The sequence below is a fragment of the endosymbiont of Ridgeia piscesae genome (assembly GCF_001443665.1).
Lineage (GTDB): Bacteria > Pseudomonadota > Gammaproteobacteria > Chromatiales > Chromatiaceae > Endoriftia > Endoriftia persephonae.
Window position 1 is genome coordinate 127,660 of sequence record NZ_KQ557116.1, and the last position, 18,378, is coordinate 146,037.

Annotated in this window: 16 protein-coding genes and 1 pseudogene; 11 read left to right on the top strand and 6 right to left on the bottom strand. The window is 51.5% G+C overall.

The window, feature by feature from the left end:
- Positions 1–1,300: 1,300 nt before the first annotated feature.
- A complete protein-coding gene (locus Ga0074115_RS16420; RefSeq protein ID WP_198295027.1) occupies positions 1,301–1,690 on the bottom strand; it encodes a hypothetical protein in 390 nt (129 codons plus the stop codon).
- Between Ga0074115_RS16420 and Ga0074115_RS17190 the strand changes: the two genes are divergently transcribed.
- The 4 genes and pseudogenes from Ga0074115_RS17190 (at position 1,689) to Ga0074115_RS16530 (ending at position 4,390) form a co-directional block, all read left to right on the top strand.
- Positions 1,689–1,853, top strand: a complete 165-nt coding sequence (locus Ga0074115_RS17190) for a hypothetical protein (protein WP_408642701.1) — start codon at positions 1,689–1,691, stop codon at positions 1,851–1,853. The two genes, Ga0074115_RS16420 and Ga0074115_RS17190, sit on opposite strands and share 2 nt — an antisense overlap.
- Positions 1,801–2,259 carry a hypothetical protein gene (locus tag Ga0074115_RS01780; RefSeq protein WP_057955299.1) on the top strand — a complete coding sequence of 153 codons (459 nt, stop codon included), beginning with the start codon at positions 1,801–1,803 and terminating at the stop codon, positions 2,257–2,259. Before Ga0074115_RS17190 ends, Ga0074115_RS01780 begins: the two co-directional genes overlap by 53 nt.
- A protein-coding gene (locus Ga0074115_RS01790; RefSeq protein WP_087959705.1) for an IS3 family transposase occupies positions 2,256–3,343 on the top strand; the annotation gives its coding sequence in 2 pieces (ribosomal slippage) (positions 2,256–2,511 and positions 2,511–3,343; 1,089 coding nt in all). Before Ga0074115_RS01780 ends, Ga0074115_RS01790 begins: the two co-directional genes overlap by 4 nt.
- Before the next feature lie 25 nt (positions 3,344–3,368).
- A pseudogene (locus Ga0074115_RS16530) lies at positions 3,369–4,390 on the top strand (IS3 family transposase).
- Positions 4,391–4,641: 251 nt separating this feature from the next.
- On the opposite strand, the gene dnaN reads toward Ga0074115_RS16530, so the two are convergent.
- Both dnaN and dnaA read right to left on the bottom strand, forming a co-directional pair.
- Complete coding sequence (dnaN, locus tag Ga0074115_RS01805) at positions 4,642–5,742, bottom strand: DNA polymerase III subunit beta (protein ID WP_198295025.1); 1,101 nt, start codon at positions 5,740–5,742, stop codon at positions 4,642–4,644.
- A gap of 185 nt (positions 5,743–5,927) precedes the next feature.
- Positions 5,928–7,271, bottom strand: a complete 1,344-nt coding sequence (gene dnaA / locus Ga0074115_RS15600; RefSeq protein WP_082626719.1) for a chromosomal replication initiator protein DnaA — start codon at positions 7,269–7,271, stop codon at positions 5,928–5,930.
- A gap of 270 nt (positions 7,272–7,541) precedes the next feature.
- Here dnaA and rpmH point away from each other — a divergent pair, with 270 nt between their 5' ends.
- The 5 genes from rpmH to mnmE are packed head-to-tail and all read left to right on the top strand — an operon-like array spanning position 7,542 to position 11,290.
- Positions 7,542–7,676: a 50S ribosomal protein L34 gene (rpmH, locus tag Ga0074115_RS15605; protein ID WP_081417680.1), complete on the top strand. Its 135-nt coding sequence runs from the start codon at positions 7,542–7,544 to the stop codon at positions 7,674–7,676.
- Positions 7,657–8,064 carry a ribonuclease P protein component gene (gene rnpA / locus Ga0074115_RS15610; RefSeq protein ID WP_082626718.1) on the top strand — a complete coding sequence of 136 codons (408 nt, stop codon included), beginning with the start codon at positions 7,657–7,659 and terminating at the stop codon, positions 8,062–8,064. Before rpmH ends, rnpA begins: the two co-directional genes overlap by 20 nt.
- Complete coding sequence (yidD, locus tag Ga0074115_RS16425) at positions 8,040–8,276, top strand: membrane protein insertion efficiency factor YidD (protein WP_082626717.1); 237 nt, start codon at positions 8,040–8,042, stop codon at positions 8,274–8,276. Before rnpA ends, yidD begins: the two co-directional genes overlap by 25 nt.
- Entirely contained in the window at positions 8,269–9,921 is a 1,653-nt protein-coding gene (gene yidC, locus Ga0074115_RS01810) for a membrane protein insertase YidC (RefSeq protein WP_057955302.1), read from the top strand. Before yidD ends, yidC begins: the two co-directional genes overlap by 8 nt.
- 22 nt (positions 9,922–9,943) lie before the next feature.
- Positions 9,944–11,290, top strand: a complete 1,347-nt coding sequence (mnmE, locus tag Ga0074115_RS01815) for a tRNA uridine-5-carboxymethylaminomethyl(34) synthesis GTPase MnmE (RefSeq protein WP_057955295.1) — start codon at positions 9,944–9,946, stop codon at positions 11,288–11,290.
- Here the strand turns inward: mnmE and Ga0074115_RS01820 are convergent, their stop codons facing one another.
- From Ga0074115_RS01820 to Ga0074115_RS01830, 3 genes are read right to left on the bottom strand one after another with little or no spacing between them, the layout of a single operon-like run.
- On the bottom strand, positions 11,291–13,282 hold the full coding sequence (locus Ga0074115_RS01820; protein ID WP_057955294.1) for a transglutaminase TgpA family protein: 1,992 nt from the start codon (positions 13,280–13,282) through the stop codon (positions 11,291–11,293). It abuts the gene before it with no gap.
- Entirely contained in the window at positions 13,279–14,235 is a 957-nt protein-coding gene (locus tag Ga0074115_RS01825; protein ID WP_057955293.1) for a DUF58 domain-containing protein, read from the bottom strand. Before Ga0074115_RS01825 ends, Ga0074115_RS01820 begins: the two co-directional genes overlap by 4 nt.
- A gap of 3 nt (positions 14,236–14,238) precedes the next feature.
- Positions 14,239–15,150: an AAA family ATPase gene (locus tag Ga0074115_RS01830; RefSeq protein WP_057955292.1), complete on the bottom strand. Its 912-nt coding sequence runs from the start codon at positions 15,148–15,150 to the stop codon at positions 14,239–14,241.
- 688 nt (positions 15,151–15,838) lie between these two features.
- Here Ga0074115_RS01830 and mnmG point away from each other — a divergent pair.
- Positions 15,839–17,713, top strand: coding sequence for a tRNA uridine-5-carboxymethylaminomethyl(34) synthesis enzyme MnmG (mnmG, locus tag Ga0074115_RS01835; protein WP_057955291.1), 1,875 nt, complete (start codon positions 15,839–15,841; stop codon positions 17,711–17,713).
- A complete protein-coding gene (gene rsmG / locus Ga0074115_RS01840) occupies positions 17,713–18,354 on the top strand; it encodes a 16S rRNA (guanine(527)-N(7))-methyltransferase RsmG (RefSeq protein WP_057955290.1) in 642 nt (213 codons plus the stop codon). Before mnmG ends, rsmG begins: the two co-directional genes overlap by 1 nt.
- Positions 18,355–18,378: the final 24 nt, after the last annotated feature.

The following is an 18,378-nucleotide window of genomic DNA, read 5'->3' on the forward strand; positions in this document are numbered from 1 at the left end:
CGGCCTTCATCTCGCTGAAAACCTCCTAGCTGTGGGCACCATCTACAGAGTGAGGTCGCAATAGCCCATAAACTCCAAGGCAAACAGCAAGATTTCAATGGAGGACACTTCTGTGTATGGGCTCGTGGATACTTTGCCTCAACGGCGCATCTGGGTGAAATGATGGTAAGAAAACACCTCCGCCATCGAAAAAAATGGGCGTCGAGACCCATTGAAACTCGATATTGCACCCAAGGTGCTCACATCGAGCCCTTTGAGGCGCTTCCGAATATACCTCTGGCTCGGATGGCTTTCACTAAATCGTGGGGATCGCCAAGAAGCTGGGCCCTATCTAGCGATTCTAAATATATTCGAAAAGACTTTAGCTGTACTTACTGTTCCACGTGAAACATTGCAGGATTTTAGCTTCGGTCTATTCATTACTGCCTGAGCAACGCAAAGAACGGCCGTGGCCCATGGATTTGAGTGGGGCGCTAAGTGGATGAACTGTTTCCTATATGCGAGGGTATGGCGGCGGTTGGTTCGTTAAGGCCAATTTCTGTTTTATTGTTATACCATCAAAGCCCGTGTTCGAGCACTCATGATTGCAGGTCCACAACCAGCGGTCGCAAAATTTTTAACCTCAGCAATGGCCCAAACAACATTGGACCAACCAATCATAGCCACCGTTCAGTTTAGCGTTCTGTGTACACATTTTACTGCGGCCTGCCGGGCGAGAATGCATTCCAAACGGATGCGGCATTTCTCAACCAAAATCAGTAGCGCCGACGCCGCTGATGTGTTCCGGCCCATAGTACAAATGGAACCATGAATGTAATTATTCAGCCCATCCTCTCAGGGTCGCCTACATAAATCCCTATTCAACTTCATGTAGTCTGGATTTCCCCTGGAAAAGCAGCACCAGTGCTTGTGTAGCAGTCATGCCCTGCTTGCGCTAAGTTGACAGATAACTTCGAACCCGACAAAAGATCTTTGTCCCCTCCATGAATCGCAAACAACCAGAGATCTTTTGCTGTACGTATGCCATGCCGGATTCTTTTCAACTTGATTGTCGATAAAGAGAACGGTCTCTACCTCCATGAAGTCCGGGAGATCTTGCTCGAAGCCTCGTAATCGCTCTAGCAAGTTTCTGGCTTTTGTCGTTTGAGCCTGCCACATTTGTCTTTTCGCGGGCTTTCACCAAACAATGGACGTTCAGCCTCTGCTTTTCAAGTGGATTTCAATATCGCTGGCACCATATTTCGTGCCTTATTAGATAATAACCGACCACCGTCATCCTCTACCGCTATTCTTATATTGGTCAGATCCTTGGCCCACTTCTGCTGATCTTGACCCAAGTCCCTCGCAAGTTCACGGAGGTGATGGGCACTACACAGGGCATGGATGCATTCTTACGGTAGTAGGACTTGGCCATCATCCATTGTGGAAATGCAGATTTTTTCTCCTGCAAAATCTGTCCAGTGATCATGCGCAACACGCCATTGAACACTGGCAGGAAGCCCATCTCATCCATGGCCGCGGTGCCACACTTTGCATTGGGATAACCTCTCTGTGTCAGGATAGTTTTCCCCTCCCCGTGATGAGGCAATGAGAACAGACAAAGGCGGAAAGAGGAGCAAATTCCTGATTGCTCAGAAGAACGTATAGCTTCGTTAATGCGTAAATTATTGTCGACGAGCAACCGCTCCATGTCGGAGGTAGCCAAAGAAGAAGGGATTTCAGAACCGAGACTATACAATTGGCGAAAGCAGCCAAAGAACGAGGTGTACCAGTGCCAGGCAGCGAAAAACCGACAGAAGCGTGGTCACCAGAGGCAAAGTTGGCGCAGCAGTAGAGACCACCTCAACGATTGAGCCGGAGCTTAGTGGATATTGTCGCAGCAAAGTGCCCTACCCTGAGCAGATAAGGCGTTGGAAAAAAGCCGGTCTGCAAGATTCTTGCTCAGCTGGGAAACAGCGGCAGCAGAGACAGCGTGAGGCGAAGCGGGACAAGCAGCGCATCAAGACACTCGAACGGGATCTTAGACGCAAGGAGAAGGACCTGGCTAAAACGGCAGCATTATTGCTGCTGCTAGAAAAGCTGGATGTCCTCTTCGAGGACACGAGGCCGAGTGACATCGTACCCAAAGCGGCGCAACTGCTGGGGTGGGTCGACGAAGCAGTGGATGCGAGTGCCCGAAAGCTCGGGAATCCCCCCGAAAACCAGCAGTGCTCAGAAGTGGAATTTTCTCATAATGTAACGACCGGAGATTCCACATGAAAAAGTCCCGATACACCGACAGTCAGATCATCAGCATCCTCAAGCAAGCGGAGGCCGGTACGCCCGTGCCGGAGTTGTGCCGCGAGCACGGCATGAGCAGCGCCACATTCTACAAGTGGCGAGCCAAATACGGCGGCATGGACGCCTCGATGGCAGCGTGCCTCAAGGAATTGGAAGAGGAAAATCGACGCCTGAAGAAGATGTGCACCGAGGAGTGCCTGAAATCGGAGATCCGCAAGGAAGCGCTCGAGGGAAAGTGGTAAGGCCATCTCATCGCCGTGAGATGGCCAAGAAATCGGTGGCAGAACGCGGGCTGAGCATTCGCCTGGCCTGCGAGACCTTCGGCATCAGTGAGACCTGCTATCGCTACGAGCCGAAGTTGTCTAAAGAGAACGAACAGATCGCCGACTGGCTGGTCCGCCTGACGCACAACCAGCGCAACTGGGGTTTTGGCCTGTGCTTTCTGTACTTGCGCAATGTGAAGGGCTATGCCTGGAACCACAAGCGCGTATATCGCATCTATTGCGAGCTGGAACTGAACCTGCGAATCAAGCTGAAGAAGCGCCTGGTGCGCGAGAAACCCGAACCGTTGGCGGTGCCCGAGGCGATCAATCATGTCTGGTCGATGGACTTCATGCACGACAGCCTCGAAGACGGCCGCCCTTACCGCCTATTCAACGTCATCGACGACTTCAACCGGGAGGGTCTGGGTATCGAGGTGGATTTCTCACTGCTTGCTGAGCGCGTGATGCGGACACTGGAACAGATTATCGAATGGCGTGACAAGCCCGAGGCGCTACGTTGTGACAACGGCCCAGAATACATCAGTGCCTCCCTGGCCTGCTGGGCTGAGCAACGCGGCATTCGTCTTGACTACATTCAGCCAGGCAAGCCGCAGCAGAATGCCTATATCGAGCGTTACAACCGCACAGTACGCTACGATTGGCTTGGTCAATACCTGTTCGAGCCGATCACCAAAGTGCAGGAATTTGCCACTCGCTGGCTTTGGCACTATAACCATGAGCGGCCCAATATGGGCTTGGGAGGTATCACGCCAAAACAGAAGTTGGCCCTCGCGGCCTGATTTCCACTTCTGGCTTCAGCTAGAAATGGGGGGATTACCCCGTGAGCACAGCATGAGTAGCACCATCTCCTACAAATAGCGTTTGAAATACGGTGGTATGGATGCCTCCATGATGTCCCGATTGAAAGCACTGGAAGAGAAGAACCGGCGTTTGAAGAAGATGTATGCCGAGGAGCGGCTCAAGGCGGAGATTGTCCAGAAAGCACTGGCAAAAAGTGGTGAAGCCATCTCGTCGGCGTGAGATGGCGAAGAAAATCGTGACGGAACGCCCGTCAGTGCACGCCAGGCCTACACCGCCTTCACGATCAGAGAGACATGCTACCGTTATCAACTGAAGCTGTCCGATGAGAACGCCAAGATTGCGGATTGGCTGATACGTCTGACCCATAATCAGCGAAATTGGGGCTTTGGTTTGTGTTTCCTATATCTACGCAACGTCAAAGGCTTTAGCTGAAACCACAAGCAAGTGTACCGCTTTACCGTGAGCTGGAACTGGAGCTGAATTTACGAATCAAGCCAAAGAAACGAATCGTGCGTGAGAAACCGGAACCACTGGTAGTACCAACAATGATCAACAGTATTTGGTCGATGGATTTCATGCACGACTAGCTCGCGCACGGTCGAAGCTTTTGGTTGTTCAATGTAATTAATGACTTCAACCGGGAAAGACTGGGCATTGAGGTGGATTTCTCATTGCCAGCCGGACGCGTGATCCGAGCCTTGGAGCATATCATCGAGTGGCGCGGCCGAGCAGCGGCCAGCCGCTGCAACAACGGGCCAGAATACATCAGCGGCGCCCTACAGGCGTGGACTGAAAAGCGAGGCATCTGTCTTGACTACATACAACCGGGTAACCCGCAACAAAATGCAGACATTGGGCGTTACAATAGAACAGTGCGTTATAATTGGCTGAATCAATATCTATTTGGCAGCATGACTGACGTCCAGGATTTTGCGACCCGCTGGTTATGGACCTACAATCATGAGCGGCCGAATATTGCCTTGTGTGGCATCACCCCAAAACAGAAATTGGCCTTGTTAGCCTAACCTTTACTTTTAAAACCAGCTAAAAATAGTGGGATTACCAAATCAGGTATATACTTAGTCCAAGGCGAAGCATCAGGGGCGTTGGCCTGAACACACAGGAACTTAGCACATATCGACTCTGTTTCGCTGAATCCCGTGCAACGCTGATCGACGGATAAAACAAGCAGCGTATTGAAAAGACGGAAACTAGCTTGAAAAATACCGCTTTTGCTTTCTACCGCTGAAAATTAACCGGACAGCAGCGATAAATACTATATTCTCATCGGCATTATGACGTATTTATTATCTGGATTTTCCGCCCCATATATTAGGATACTGCTATCTTTATTTTTAAATTCAATAGTAATGTTAGATTCAGTTATTGCATTTAAAACATCTAACAGATAGGTTACATTTAAACCGATGTTTAATTCCTTTCCGGAATAATCAAGGTCTATTTCAATTTTTGCTTCTTCTTGTTCAGGATTATTAGCTATTATTTGAACACGATCCTCCTTTATCTCTAATTTTATCCCTTTATACTTTTCATTAGAAAGAATCGATGCTCGCCGTAGTGATTGCTTTAATTCAGACTTATCCATTACAAGTTTATTTTCATTATTTTTTGGTATAACTTTTTCATAGTCAGGAAATATGCCATCAATTAATTTTGATGTGAATATTGTTCTATACAAATGGACACGAATATAATTCGATGAGACTTCAAATCGAATAATATTTTCTGATTCATCGAGTAACCGATACAATTCAATAATTGCTTTTCTTGGGATAATTAATTGTGTTTTAAGTTCATTATTTTCAATAGCCTTTATTTGACTAAAGGCCAATCGATGCCCATCTGTTGCAACAGTTTTTATAAATCCATTATTGATTTCTAGCAGAAGACCATTTAGATAATACCGTACATCTTGTTGTGCCATTGCAAACTGCGTATTTGCGATAAGTTTTCTTAATATGCCTTGTTGGACTTCAAAGGAAATATTACTTGATGAAGATTGTATCGATGGATAATCATTCGCTGGCAACAAACTTAATGAAAATCTGTTGTTACCTGTAGAGATATTTACCCTATCATTCTTTTCCTCAATATTTAAACTTGAACCATCTGGTAAAGATTTACATATGCTTAGTAGCTTTAGGGCCGGTATAGTGAATTCAAATTCATCACTGCAGTCGATATCTAAATAAGTACGCATTTCAATCTCTAGATCAGTTGCGGTCATGATCAACTGATTATGCTTTGCTTGAAATAATACATTTGCAAGGATTGGAAGCGTTTGCCTCTTTTCCACAACCCCAGTAATTTTTTGAAGTGGAAGAAGTAGATGTTCTCGATTGATTTGTAGCTTCATTTTTATACTCATATTGATGCCTAAATAATTAATTATTAGGTAGATGGTACGTGGGATTGCTTTATAAGTAATTGTTTTACCTGTTTTTCTACCTGCTAATTTTGGAAATGGTTATGAGTTAGCATGCTTTTGTCGATAAATTATGGGCATTTTCCGATATTTTATCTTCCTAGAACCTTTCCACATTAACTTGAAAGAGTTCTTAAGAGATTAGAGTAATCCTCAGCAATTCTTGGATCACTATCACGCAACTCATTTATTTTTTTATTTGCATGTATAACTGTTGTATGATCGCGCCCGCCGAATGCAGACCCTATCTCCGGGAGACTATGGTTTGTAAGTTCTTTTGCTAATGTCATTGCAATTTGGCGTGGCCGGGCAATTGAACGACTTCGTTTTGCAGAAAGTAAATCTGAGGTCCGGATTTGAAAATATTCACATACCGTTTTTTGAATGTTTTCGATAGTTACTTGTTTAGCTTGTGCCGCAAGCATATCTCGGAGTGCGTTTTTCGAGAACTCAATACTTATTTCTTTCCCTGTAAAAGTTGAATTTGCTACAACTCTTCGCAATGCTCCTTCTAATTCACGGATGTTTGAGCGAATCTTCTTGCCAATAAAAAATGCAACTTCGTCCCCGAGTTCTACATTTAACTGTAAGGCTTTACTCTTAAGTATAGCGACCCTTGTTTCAAGATCTGGCGGTTCGATTGCGACTGTCAGCCCCCAACCAAACCTAGATTTAAGGCGCTCTTCCAATCCTTTAACTTCTTTTGGAAAACGGTCACTAGAAAGAATTATTTGTTGTTGGGATTCAAAAAGTGCATTAAATGTATGAAAAAATTCCTCTTGTGACCTCTCTTTACCGGCAAAGAACTGGATATCATCAATCAGTAGCGCATTTACTGACCGATATCTTTTTTTAAATTCATCTATCTTATTGTGCTGAAGAGCTCTAACCATATCAGCGACAAATCGTTCAGAGTGAAGATATAGGACCTTAGCATTAGGATTTTCAGAGAGGATAGCGTTACCAACCGCATGCATCAAATGGGTTTTTCCCAGGCCTACACCTCCATATATAAAAAGAGGGTTATATGCTTTTCCAGGATTAGAGGCAATCTGCATGGACGCAGCACGAGCAAGTTGATTCGATTTTCCCTCAACAAAAGATTCAAATGTAAAGCTGCGATTTAGATTTGATTCGATTGTAGATACAGACTCTAGCTTGTCGCTTCTTTCGATGGTGGCTTGTTTTTTTACAGATCTATCAGGTAATTGGGTAGGTTTTTTTCTAGTGCCAATTATGATTTCAACTGTTGGACGCTCATCCTCGCATATTTCATCAAGGTAACTGTTGATGATCTTAATGTAGTGATTACGTACCCAATCGAGCACAAAAGTATTCGGTGCTAGCAATCTGATTTTTGTGGTGTTTTCTTCTGCTTGTAGAGGACGAATCCAAGTGTTGAACTGTTGGGCAGGAAGTTTTCTTTCGAGATGATGGAGGCATTGTTGCCAAAGATCCACGTTGTAGCTCCGAAATGTACAGCCGATGATGTAGTGACTTAGGTTGTTCTTGTATTTCAGTACGTTACATCGTTGGCAGAAAGATGTTCTTTGAAGTATACCGTAGATTTTTAACCACAGATACAGAAGTTATCCACAGTTTAGTCATAATTCAGTCATTGGAGCATGGATTTCACCTTGACAACTGCGCCCAATGCCATGTAGGCTGCGCCTCTTTTTTCTCTGCTCGTTGTGGGTGGAGGCCCAAATAATTAACGCTGGAACAGTGTGATGAAACGTACATTTCAACCTAGCAACCTGAAACGCGTCCGTACCCATGGTTTTCGTACGCGGATGGCTACGCAAAACGGTCGTAAAGTGATAAAGGCTCGTCGCTCCAAGGGACGTGCTCGTCTTATCCCTTGAAGCAGATTCAGCTTCGTCGACTGTTTTGTTGGCGCTGCCACGCAATTGCAGACTGCTAAAGCCCGGTGATTTTCGCCGGGTTTTTAGTAGTGGCAAAAGATCTGCAGACGTCTATTTTACCGTCCTTGCAAGGAATAACAGCTTGGGGCATGCACGGCTTGGCTTAGCGATTTCAAAGAAGAGATGTCGTCGTGCAGTTGACAGAAACCATCTAAAGCGGCTTATAAGAGAGAGTTTTCGGGAGAGTCAGGCTCTCTTATCGGGTATGGATATCGTTGTACTTAACAAGCGCTTCATACCAGAGACAAGGAATCGCCGCTATTTTGTGTCACTTTCGAAGCACTGGCGAGTATTAATAGAGAAATGCGGTCAATCATCACCATTCTGATTCGCATCTACCAAGTTGCTTTAAGTCCGTTTCTCGGCAATCATTGTCGTTTTTACCCTAGTTGCTCCTCATACGCCGTTGAAGCTGTGCAAAAACATGGCACCTTGCACGGTTTATGGCTCTCTATTAAGCGGATATCACGATGCCATCCTTGGCATGAAGGTGGTGTCGATCCCGTTCCTGAATCAGTTAATAAGAAGTTCCATGGATAACAAAAGACTTTTCCTGTCTTTCATTGCTGCGTTTTTGGGATTGATGATCTATCAGGCCTGGATGGATGATTATGGGGCAAAACCTGCCGTAGAATCGAGTCCACGCACCACAGAATCGGTACCCCCAGCCACCTTGGACGATTCTGGAGTTCCCACTGCATCAGTAAAAGCCGAATTATCTGCGACAATATCGAGCAATGATCAGACTGGATCAACAGTGGCAGATATTGTCTATGTAGAGACTGATCTTGTTAAAGCGGAAATCTCAACACGTGGCGGGACAATTCAACGGTTAGAGCTACTCGATTATGCAGTAGACAACAAAAAACCCGATGTGAAGGTTCAACTCTTCTCGCCCACAGCGGATACCTTCTATATAGCCCAGTCCGGCCTGCTCGGTGTTAACCCTGAAAGCGCGCCGAATCACGATGCTATTTATAAGATCGACCAGCAATCCTTCAAGTTAACTGAGGGAGAAGATGAGCTAAAGGTTTCCATGCTCTGGAGTGGTCCGAACGGCATTACCGTAAAGAAGGAGTTTATCTTTCATCGTGGAAGCTATCTTATTGATGTTAGGCATCAGGTGATAAATGGTGGAGAGGAGTCCTGGACAGCCAGGGACTACTCGCAACTGCAACGCACTGAGCCGACGGAAGGCAGCAGATTTACCACCTACAGCTATACTGGCGGTGTTTATTACACGATTGATGACAAATACAGCAAGATCACTTTTGAGGAAATGGCTGAAAAGAGCCTCAACCTAGACTCAGCAGAAAGCTGGACTGCGATGATTCAGCACTATTTCGTTAGTGCATGGATCCCACCGGCGGAACAAGTCGAGCACTTCTATAGTAATAGCTTGCCCGGCGGACGCTATCTACTCGGAAGCTATTCGCCTTCCATAACTGTTGCTGCGGGAGAGACTCGGTCATTTGACAGAAAACTGTTTGTCGGTCCCAAACTTCAGGATGTGCTGGAGCCCATCGCAAAAGGCTTGGAACTAACGGTCGACTACGGTTGGTTGACAGTGATCGCCGTACCGATTCACTGGGTGCTGAAGCAGATCCACCAGGTGGTGGGTAACTGGGGCTGGGCGATAATTATTCTAACTATCCTTATCAAGGCGATCTTCTACAAACTTTCAGAGACCAGCTACAAATCGATGGCGAATATGCGCAAGTTGACGCCGCGATTGCAGGCCCTGAAGGACCGCTACGGTGATGACAAGCAGCGCCTCAACCAGGCAATGATGGACCTCTACAAGACAGAGAAGGTCAATCCACTAGGAGGCTGTCTGCCTATCGTAGTGCAGATCCCTGTGTTTATCGCCCTCTACTGGGTACTGCTGGAGAGTGTCGAGATGCGCCACGCACCCTTCATGCTGTGGATCGATAACCTCTCAGTCAAAGACCCCTACTTCGTGCTGCCGCTGATCATGGGTGTCTCCATGTTCATCCAGCAGAAACTCAACCCGGCGCCACCTGACCCGATGCAGGCGAAAATTATGATGAGCCTGCCTTTCATCTTCACCATCTTTTTTGCCTTCTTCCCGGCCGGACTGGTGCTCTACTGGGTGGTGAACAACATTGTCTCGATCACCCAGCAGTGGTACATCACACGCAAGATCGAACAGGGCGGAAGTTAACTCGTCCGGTTGCATCATCATAATGCAACCGCGAGACACCATTGCAGCGGTTGCCACCCCACCCGGTAGTGGTGGGGTCGGCATCGTGCGCGTCTCAGGAGCAGACTGCAAACGGGTTGCCGAGACCCTGGCAGAAAAACTGCCGCAACCTCGTCTTGCCAGCTACCGTTCCTTCCGTGATCAGGATGGCTCGGTAATCGATACCGGCATCCTGCTCTATTTTCCCGCCCCCCACTCCTTCACTGGCGAGGATGTGCTTGAGTTTCAGGCCCACGGCGGTGCGGTGATCCTCGACCTGCTGCTGCAGCGCATCCTCAATCTAGGCATACGCACGGCACGCGCTGGTGAGTTTACCGAGCGCGCCTTTCTCAATGGAAAGATCGATCTGGCCCAGGCTGAGGCAGTGGCCGACCTGATCGAAGCACGTACTGTATCGGCCGCACGGCTGGCAGGCCGCACCCTGCAGGGTGTCTTCTCTGAGCGTGTCCACACCTTAGTGGAACAACTGATCGAACTACGCATCTATGTCGAATCGGCCATCGACTTCCCGGAAGAGGAGATCGATTTTCTCTCCGATGGCCGGGTTGCAAACGATCTCAAAACCCTCACCGAGCAGCTGGCGCAGTTAATCCAGTCGGCCAATACTGGACGCCTGCTGCGAGACGGCATGACCCTGGTGATCGCCGGCCGCCCCAACGCTGGTAAATCGAGTCTACTGAACCAGTTGTCGGGGGAAGAGCGGGCAATCGTCACCGATATTCCGGGTACCACCCGTGACCTCCTACGTGAACAGATCCAGATCGATGGCCTGCCGCTCCACATCATCGACACCGCAGGCATCCGCGACAGTGAAGATCCGGTAGAGATCGAAGGCATTCGCCGCGCCCGTCAGGAGATCGAGCAGGCTGACCGGATCCTCTGGATCTTTGACCATCAGACCGACCCTCAACATCTTGAGCTCGACCGCGCTACCCTACCAGCCGGCGTACCGCTGACCCTGGTACGCAACAAAATCGATCTAGCAGAACTCGCTCCATCGATAAAGAGCAGTGATGGAATCACCGAACTGGCACTCTCAGCAAAAAGTGGTGCCGGTATGGAGCTACTCCGGCAACATCTGAAGCAGAGTGTCGGATTTGGCGAATCGAGTGAGGGTGAGTTCATGGCGCGGCGCCGTCACCTGGATGCACTGCAGCGCGCCGCCACAGCCTTGGAGCGGGGCAACCAGCAGTTCAAGCAATTTACCGCTGGAGAGATCCTCGCCGAAGAGCTGCGTCAGGCCCAGCAGGCATTGAACGAGATCACCGGTGAATTTTGTGCCGACGACCTGTTGGGTCGGATCTTTTCCAGCTTCTGCATCGGCAAATAATCAGCGCTCGCGGCCTGGATGGAAACGCCGCACCTGCTGGAAAAAGCGTGCGTTTGAAGTGTCTCGCGTATGCGGTTGATAGCGCAAAGCGATGTAGAGACGGATTATCTCCATCGTCTGGGTGGCCAACTCCGGTCGCTGTTGGGCAATCCGTTTCGCAAGATCGAGCGGTCCCTCATGGCGCAGTCGATGGATACCCACACGCTGAAGCTTTCTACAGAAACGCTGATAAGCTTTCAGCACAGGGTCGCTGCCAGCACGGCCCCGGCTGATAATGAACAGCGCAAGTATCACCAACACAATTGCCATCACAGCAAGCAGCAGCTGCATCCACTGGCGCATGCCCCTGAGCTCAAAGCCCAGAGAACGCATCAGATTGAACTGACGCGCGCGACTGTAGCCCACCACCCAGCGTCGCCAGCCCATGTTAGCCGCGTCCAACGCCAGCACCAGCCGGTTGCCCAACTGGCCTAGCAGACTCTGTTCAGAGATACGAAATAACACCGGTTCGCCAATACCCCGCCTGGCGGTTGAGATAGAGCTGAGGAGACGCTCCGGAGCAACCGCTGTGGTTGGATCGATCCGCACCCAACCACTATCCGCCAGCCAGACCTCTACCCAGGCGTGGGCGTCGGACTGACGCAGGATCAGATAGTTGCCGACCGGATTGTACTCCCCACCGAGATAGCCGATTACCAGCCGGCTCGGTATCCCCGCGATGCGCATCAGTAGAGCGAAGCTACTGGCGTAGTGTTCACAAAATCCCTGGCGTCCCTCAAACAGAAACTGATCCGTAGGGTTTTGTCCGTAGAGGGGTGGATTGAGAGTGTAGACAAAGGGCCTGCTGTGGAAGAATTCGAGGGCCGCAGCAATTAGCTGTCGATCATCCCCACCCAGCTTTCGCCAGTCTGCCACCAGCTGTGACATGCGCGGAGTGATGTTGTCGGGCTGTTGCAGCGCCCGTGCGAGCTGATGTTCTTTCAACGGGGAGGTTTTGTAGTCGAGATAGGAGCTAAGGCGATAGTTGATCTCTCGATCGACTGCTTTATCAGCAACCAGCTGAAATGTCTCGGTTAGGCGTGCACCGCTGGGGGCGAGTGCAGGGAGGTCGAGAGCAAACAGCCACTTGCGATAGTGGGGCTCGACAAACACCTCGTAATCGATGGCTGGGGCCAGGGGCTGAATAACACCCTTGGCGAGGGGGCGATGCTTGCTCTGTTGATTGTGCCAGCTGATCCCATCGCTATCCCAGAGCACCAACGCCCGCCAGTAGCGCGACTCGGCGGCGGGCAGTTGACCGTCGAAGTGGGCCCGAAAGGCGATTGCCTGGGACTGACTCAGGCGGCTGACACTACCGGGGCTAACATGCTCATCGAGCCCGGTTACACCGCCCGATTTATCGACAAAGAACTGCCACAAGGGGGTGCTGACGCGAGGGAAGAGCAGAAATAGAAACAGCGCCAGCGGTAGCGCCTGCAAGGCAAGCCGCAGCGTAGTACGGACAATCTGCCAGATATCCTCACCCTGCTGTAACCGGTTGCTCAGATTCAGGATCGCAATCAGCCCCAACATCAACAGAAACAGGTAGGCGGCGAGCAGAAAGCTCTGATCGTAGATGAACTGAGTAATGATGACAAAAAAGCTGATATAGACTGCCACATAGATGTCCCTGCCCTGTTTCATCTCCATCAGCTTCAAGCCAAGCATCACACAGAGCAGTGCAACCCCAGCCTCCCGACCGAGCAGAGTTTGATAGTTGCTGTAGACCAGCCAGGTTCCAAAGATGGTGATAATCAACAGCAGGGAGCGCCCAGGCTGCAGCCTGGCGTAGGAGTGCGCAGCGAAACGCCACAGCACGATGACGATAAAAAAGAGGCTGACAGCCACCTCCATATGGCGTGCATGGGGCAGTGCACTGAGTGTGGAGAGCAGCAGCAGCGCCAGCAGACTGCGTGAGCCAATCACCCGCTGCAGGGGTTGAGAGCGAATCATCCTGGAAAATCTGCCAGTGCGGTGAGACAGCGCTGCAGCTGCTGCTCACCCCGCCCTATCGGCGAGTAAAAGCCGGGCAGGCACAAACCGTAGTTGAGCTGGCGCTTTTCGCACCATAGAAGATAGCGAGTCAGCAGGCTGAGGCGTGCCTCGATATCCATCGCCTCAAGCCGATCCCAGTCAAACAGGTAGTCACCACCCCCCTGGCTGCCAGCAAAGCGTTTGCTCTGCATCCCCTTATCACGCGCATGCACCTTCCAGTCGATGCGGGCGGGCGGGTCGCCAGGCTGATAGCGTCGGTGTCCGATGAAGTCATCAACCCCCTGCCCCTGTGGGCCCCTGCCCTCTCGTTTCAGCAGATGCAGAGCGGATGGTTCACCCTGCCCGGCGGGCTTCGGGTAGACGATACAGCCTGCATCGAGCGACAGATAACACCAGGCATAGAAGAGTCCGAGTGGATAGAGGCTAGAGAGAGTCAGCTCGGGCAGCTTGAGCCGACCGCGCTTCGGCGCCGGCAGATCAATTGCATAGGTGTAGTCGCTGGCAGCATCGATAGTAGCGGCCTGCTGTGCCCCCAATTTGAGACCCAGGCTCACCGCCGGGTGGGGATTGCTATCCGGATTTTGGATCAACAGCTCAAAGCGTACCATGTTGCCGGCAAAGACCGGCCCGCCACGGACGGAGAGAATCTTCAGCTGGAACAGGTTGCGCCAGGTATGGAACAGGCTAATGATCCATATCCCACCGAGGAAGAAGGTCGCCAGATAACCCAGATTGCTGCCGTAGTTGACCGAGCCGATCAACATCAGCAGCAACAGCAGCGCCATCACCAGCCCCTCCCGACTGGGTAGAATGTAGATGCTGCGCAGGCCGACCTGAAAAGAGCCATCAGATTGTGGTCTGACCGAACGGCGGATATGAACGCGCCAATAGGCTTTAAGCGAGTGGAACATCGCTCAATCCACTGCCACCGACTCGAGCAGCAGCGAGACAGCGCCACTACCTCCCTCCTCCTCACCGGTCAGGAAGAGACGATGACCGATGGTGGCCGACAGCACCGCCTGTAGATCTTCCGGCAGCACATGGTTCCTCCCCTCAAGCATCGCCCAGGCCCGTGCCGTCTGCAGCATCGCAAGGCCAGCCCGGGGCGATAGCCCCTGACGAAAGGGCTCGGCACTGCGACTGTAGGCGAGCAGATTCTGGCAGTAGTCGAGCAGCGCCTCGGAGATATGGATCGATGCAACTTGCTGTTGATACACCTCTAGCTGTTCGGGCGACAGCAGAGGCTGGCTTCCCTCCAGCAGGCTACGCCGATCAGTCCCGCTCAGCAGCTGCCGCTCAGCAGCACGATCGGGATAACCGATGCCGATGCGCATGGTGAAGCGGTCGAGCTGTGACTCCGGCAGCGGGAAGGTGCCGATCTGGTGTGAGGGGTTCTGAGTAGCGATCACAAAAAATGGCTGCGGCAGAGCACGGGTCTCACCCTCCACCGTTACCTGGCGTTCCTCCATCGCCTCCAGCAGGGCACTCTGCGCCTTGGGTGTAGCGCGATTGATCTCATCAGCCAGCACCAGCTGGGAGAAGATCGGACCGGGATGGAAGACAAAATCACTTCGCTGGCGATCATATACAGAGACCCCAAGGATATCCGCCGGCAACAGTTCACTAGTGAACTGGATGCGCTGATAGTGCATACCCAGCAGATGGGCCAGGGTGTGGGCCAGAGTGGTCTTGCCGACGCCGGGGATATCCTCGATTAGCAGATGCCCTCGGGCCAGCAGGCAGCAGATCGCGAGGCGGATCCTGTCGCGCTTACCGAGCAGAATCTCACCTGCATGTTCGATGATGCTTTGCAGTTCAGCTGTCATTTCTCTCCATTCCCCATTGCCAAGCTACAGATATTTTCACGTCTATAGCTGACTACATGAGCGGATCATCGCTCAATCCACCAACAGTGAGACCCCACCCCTGCCTCTCTCATTCCCTCTGCCAGACTGAGGGAGTCACCGTCTTCAACAACTCGTAGATGTCTGTGCAAACCTATTAAGAACCCCTTCAAGTTACTGTGGATATCCTATTGGCGGAAGATTAAACAAAAGTTATTCACATTTTATAAACGAAACACCCTAGTGATGATAACTTGTTGTCGTAAGAGATTTAGGTGAAAAAACCAATATGCAACAACAAGTTAATTAGTTATCCACAATAGTTGCTCTGCCTTATAACAACAATAATGCCTATACAAATACCTTTTATAATTACGCTTGTTCGAACTTATGGGGTGTAACACCAAGAATTTCCCTGGCGCGCTAAATCTACTGGTAGTACATGGCGAACTGATCTACCAAGGCGTTTTACCTCAGCTTGAGATATCTTCGATCAGCAAATGGCCTTTAGAGCGCAAACGACAGAGTTCAAGGCAGATCCCATCATGCTTACCGAGCAGAATCTCACCTGCCTATCGGAAGCCACTCCCCTCAGCTCTCCTCTGTATTGCTGTAGTACTTGGTGAGACTGCTAAAATAGCCCTCTCTTTTCAGACTCTGATCATGCAAAATGTTCTTCACCGAGACCTTTGATGTCATTGTAGTGGGTGGCGGTCATGCCGGTACCGAAGCCGCACTGGCTGCAGCCCGTATGGGCGCACGTACCCTGCTGCTAACCCACAATATCGAGACCCTGGGACAGATGAGTTGCAATCCGGCTATCGGCGGCATCGGCAAGGGGCATCTGGTGAAGGAGGTCGATGCCTTGGGGGGCGTGATGGCCCATGCCACCGATCTGGGTGGTATCCAGTTTCGCATTCTCAACTCACGCAAAGGGCCGGCGGTGCGCGCGACCCGCGCCCAAGCGGATCGGTTGCGTTATAAGGCGGCAATCCGTCATATGTTGGAGAACCAGCCCAATCTGCAGCTATTTCAGCAGGCAGTGGATGATCTGTTGGTGGAGCAGAACCGGGTAGTCGGTGTAACCACCCAGATGGGGCTCAAGTTTCGTAGTCGCGCGGTGGTGCTGACCGTCGGCACCTTCCTTAGCGGCCGCATTCACATTGGTCTTTCCAATCACCAGGGCGGGCGCGCAGGCGATCCGCCTGCCAATGCCCTCGCCCAGCGACTGCGTGAACAGCCCTTCACAGTGGAGCGTCTCAAGACCGGCACGCCGCCGCGCATCGACGGTCGTACTATCGATTACAGCCAGCTAAAGGAGCAGCCAGGCGACGATCCAACTCCTGTCTTCTCATTTCTTGGCACCGCAGACCAACACCCTCCTCAGATCAGCTGCCACATTGCTCACACCAACGCACAGACCCATGAGCTGATCCGTGGCGGTATGTCACGTTCGCCGCTCTTCACCGGAGTGATCGAAGGGACCGGCCCGCGCTACTGCCCATCGATCGAAGACAAAGTGGTGCGCTTTGCCGACAAGGATTCGCACCAGATCTTCATCGAACCTGAAGGGCTTGATACCCACGAGGTCTACCCCAATGGCATCTCCACCAGTCTACCGTTCGACGTGCAGCTACAACTGGTGCGCTCAATGAAGGGGTTCGCCAAGGCCCACATCACCCGGCCCGGCTATGCTATCGAGTATGATTTTTTCGACCCGCGGGAGCTAAAGAGCTCGCTCGAGACCAACCATATGGCCGGGCTCTTTTTCGCCGGTCAGATCAACGGCACCACCGGTTACGAAGAGGCCGCCGCCCAAGGGCTGCTGGCCGGGGCGAATGCGGTGCTCTCTTTCAGACAACAGGAGGCCTGGTGCCCACGCAGGGATGAGGCTTATCTGGGGGTACTGGTGGATGATCTGATCACCCGCGGTACCAGTGAGCCCTACCGCATGTTCACCAGCCGCGCCGAGTATCGTCTGTCGCTGCGCGAGGACAACGCGGACCTGCGTCTCACCGAGCAGGGGCGAAAGCTGGGCCTGATCGACGATCGCCGCTGGGCCATTTTCTGCCGCAAAAGGGAGTTGCTGGAACGGGAGCAGCAACGTCTACGTGAGCTGTGGCTGCACCCAAACCGGCTCGATCCGCAGCAGGAGGAGCGGGCGCTGGGGCAGCGATTGTTGAGGGAGGTCCGCCTGCTTGATCTGCTAGCACGGCCAGAGGTGCGCTATGCTGATCTGATGGATTTGTCTGGTCTGGGCCCTGCAGTGGCGGATCCACAGGTCTGTGAACAGCTGGAGATCCAGGCCAAATATGCCGGCTATATCGAGCGCCAGCGGGATGAGATCGAGCGCCAACGCAACAACGAGGCGGTGCAGCTGCCAGACGATTTTGACTACGATAAGGTGCGTGGCCTCTCCGCCGAGGTGAGAGAGAAGTTCCAGCGCCATCGCCCCGAGACCCTCGGCCAGGCAGGGCGCATACCCGGCATCACCCCGGCGGCGCTCTCGCTGCTACTAATCCATCTGAAGCGGAGATCCGCCTGATGCCTTGGAAAAAGCGCGAACAACGCTATGCCCAGCAGCTGGCGCAAGGGATTGCAGCACTCGGCATGCAACAGGATCAACATGTAAGTGATCAGTTACTTCACTATCATGCCTTGCTGCATAAGTGGAATCAGGCATTTAACCTCACCGCGGTTCGGGATCCGCTGGAGATGATCGACAGACATCTGCTCGACAGCCTCTCGTTGCTCCCCTATGTAGAGGGCAAACGGGTGCTGGATATGGGCACAGGTGCGGGTTTGCCGGGCATCCCGCTGGCGATTTGCCTGCCCCAGACCCAGTTCGTGCTGCTGGATAGCAACGGCAAAAAGATTCGTTTTGTGCGCCAGGCGATGATGGAGTTAGGGCTGCAGAATGTGGAACCGGTTCAGGCCAGGCTCGAGGCCTATCAACCGGTCGAACCGTTTGATCTGTTGATCTCCCGCGCCTTCACTGGTCTCGCCAATATGCTCAAGCTGATTGAACATCTAGTGCAGTCGGGAAGCAGCCTGTTGGCGATGAAGGGGAAGAATCTGCAACAGGAGCTGGCGACGCTGCCAGCTGGTATCGAGCCTGAGCTGATCCGGCTACCACAGACGATCTCCACAGAGGCGGGATCGATCGTGCGGATACGGTTCGAGTGAGTTAAATCGGGATTATCCCGGCCC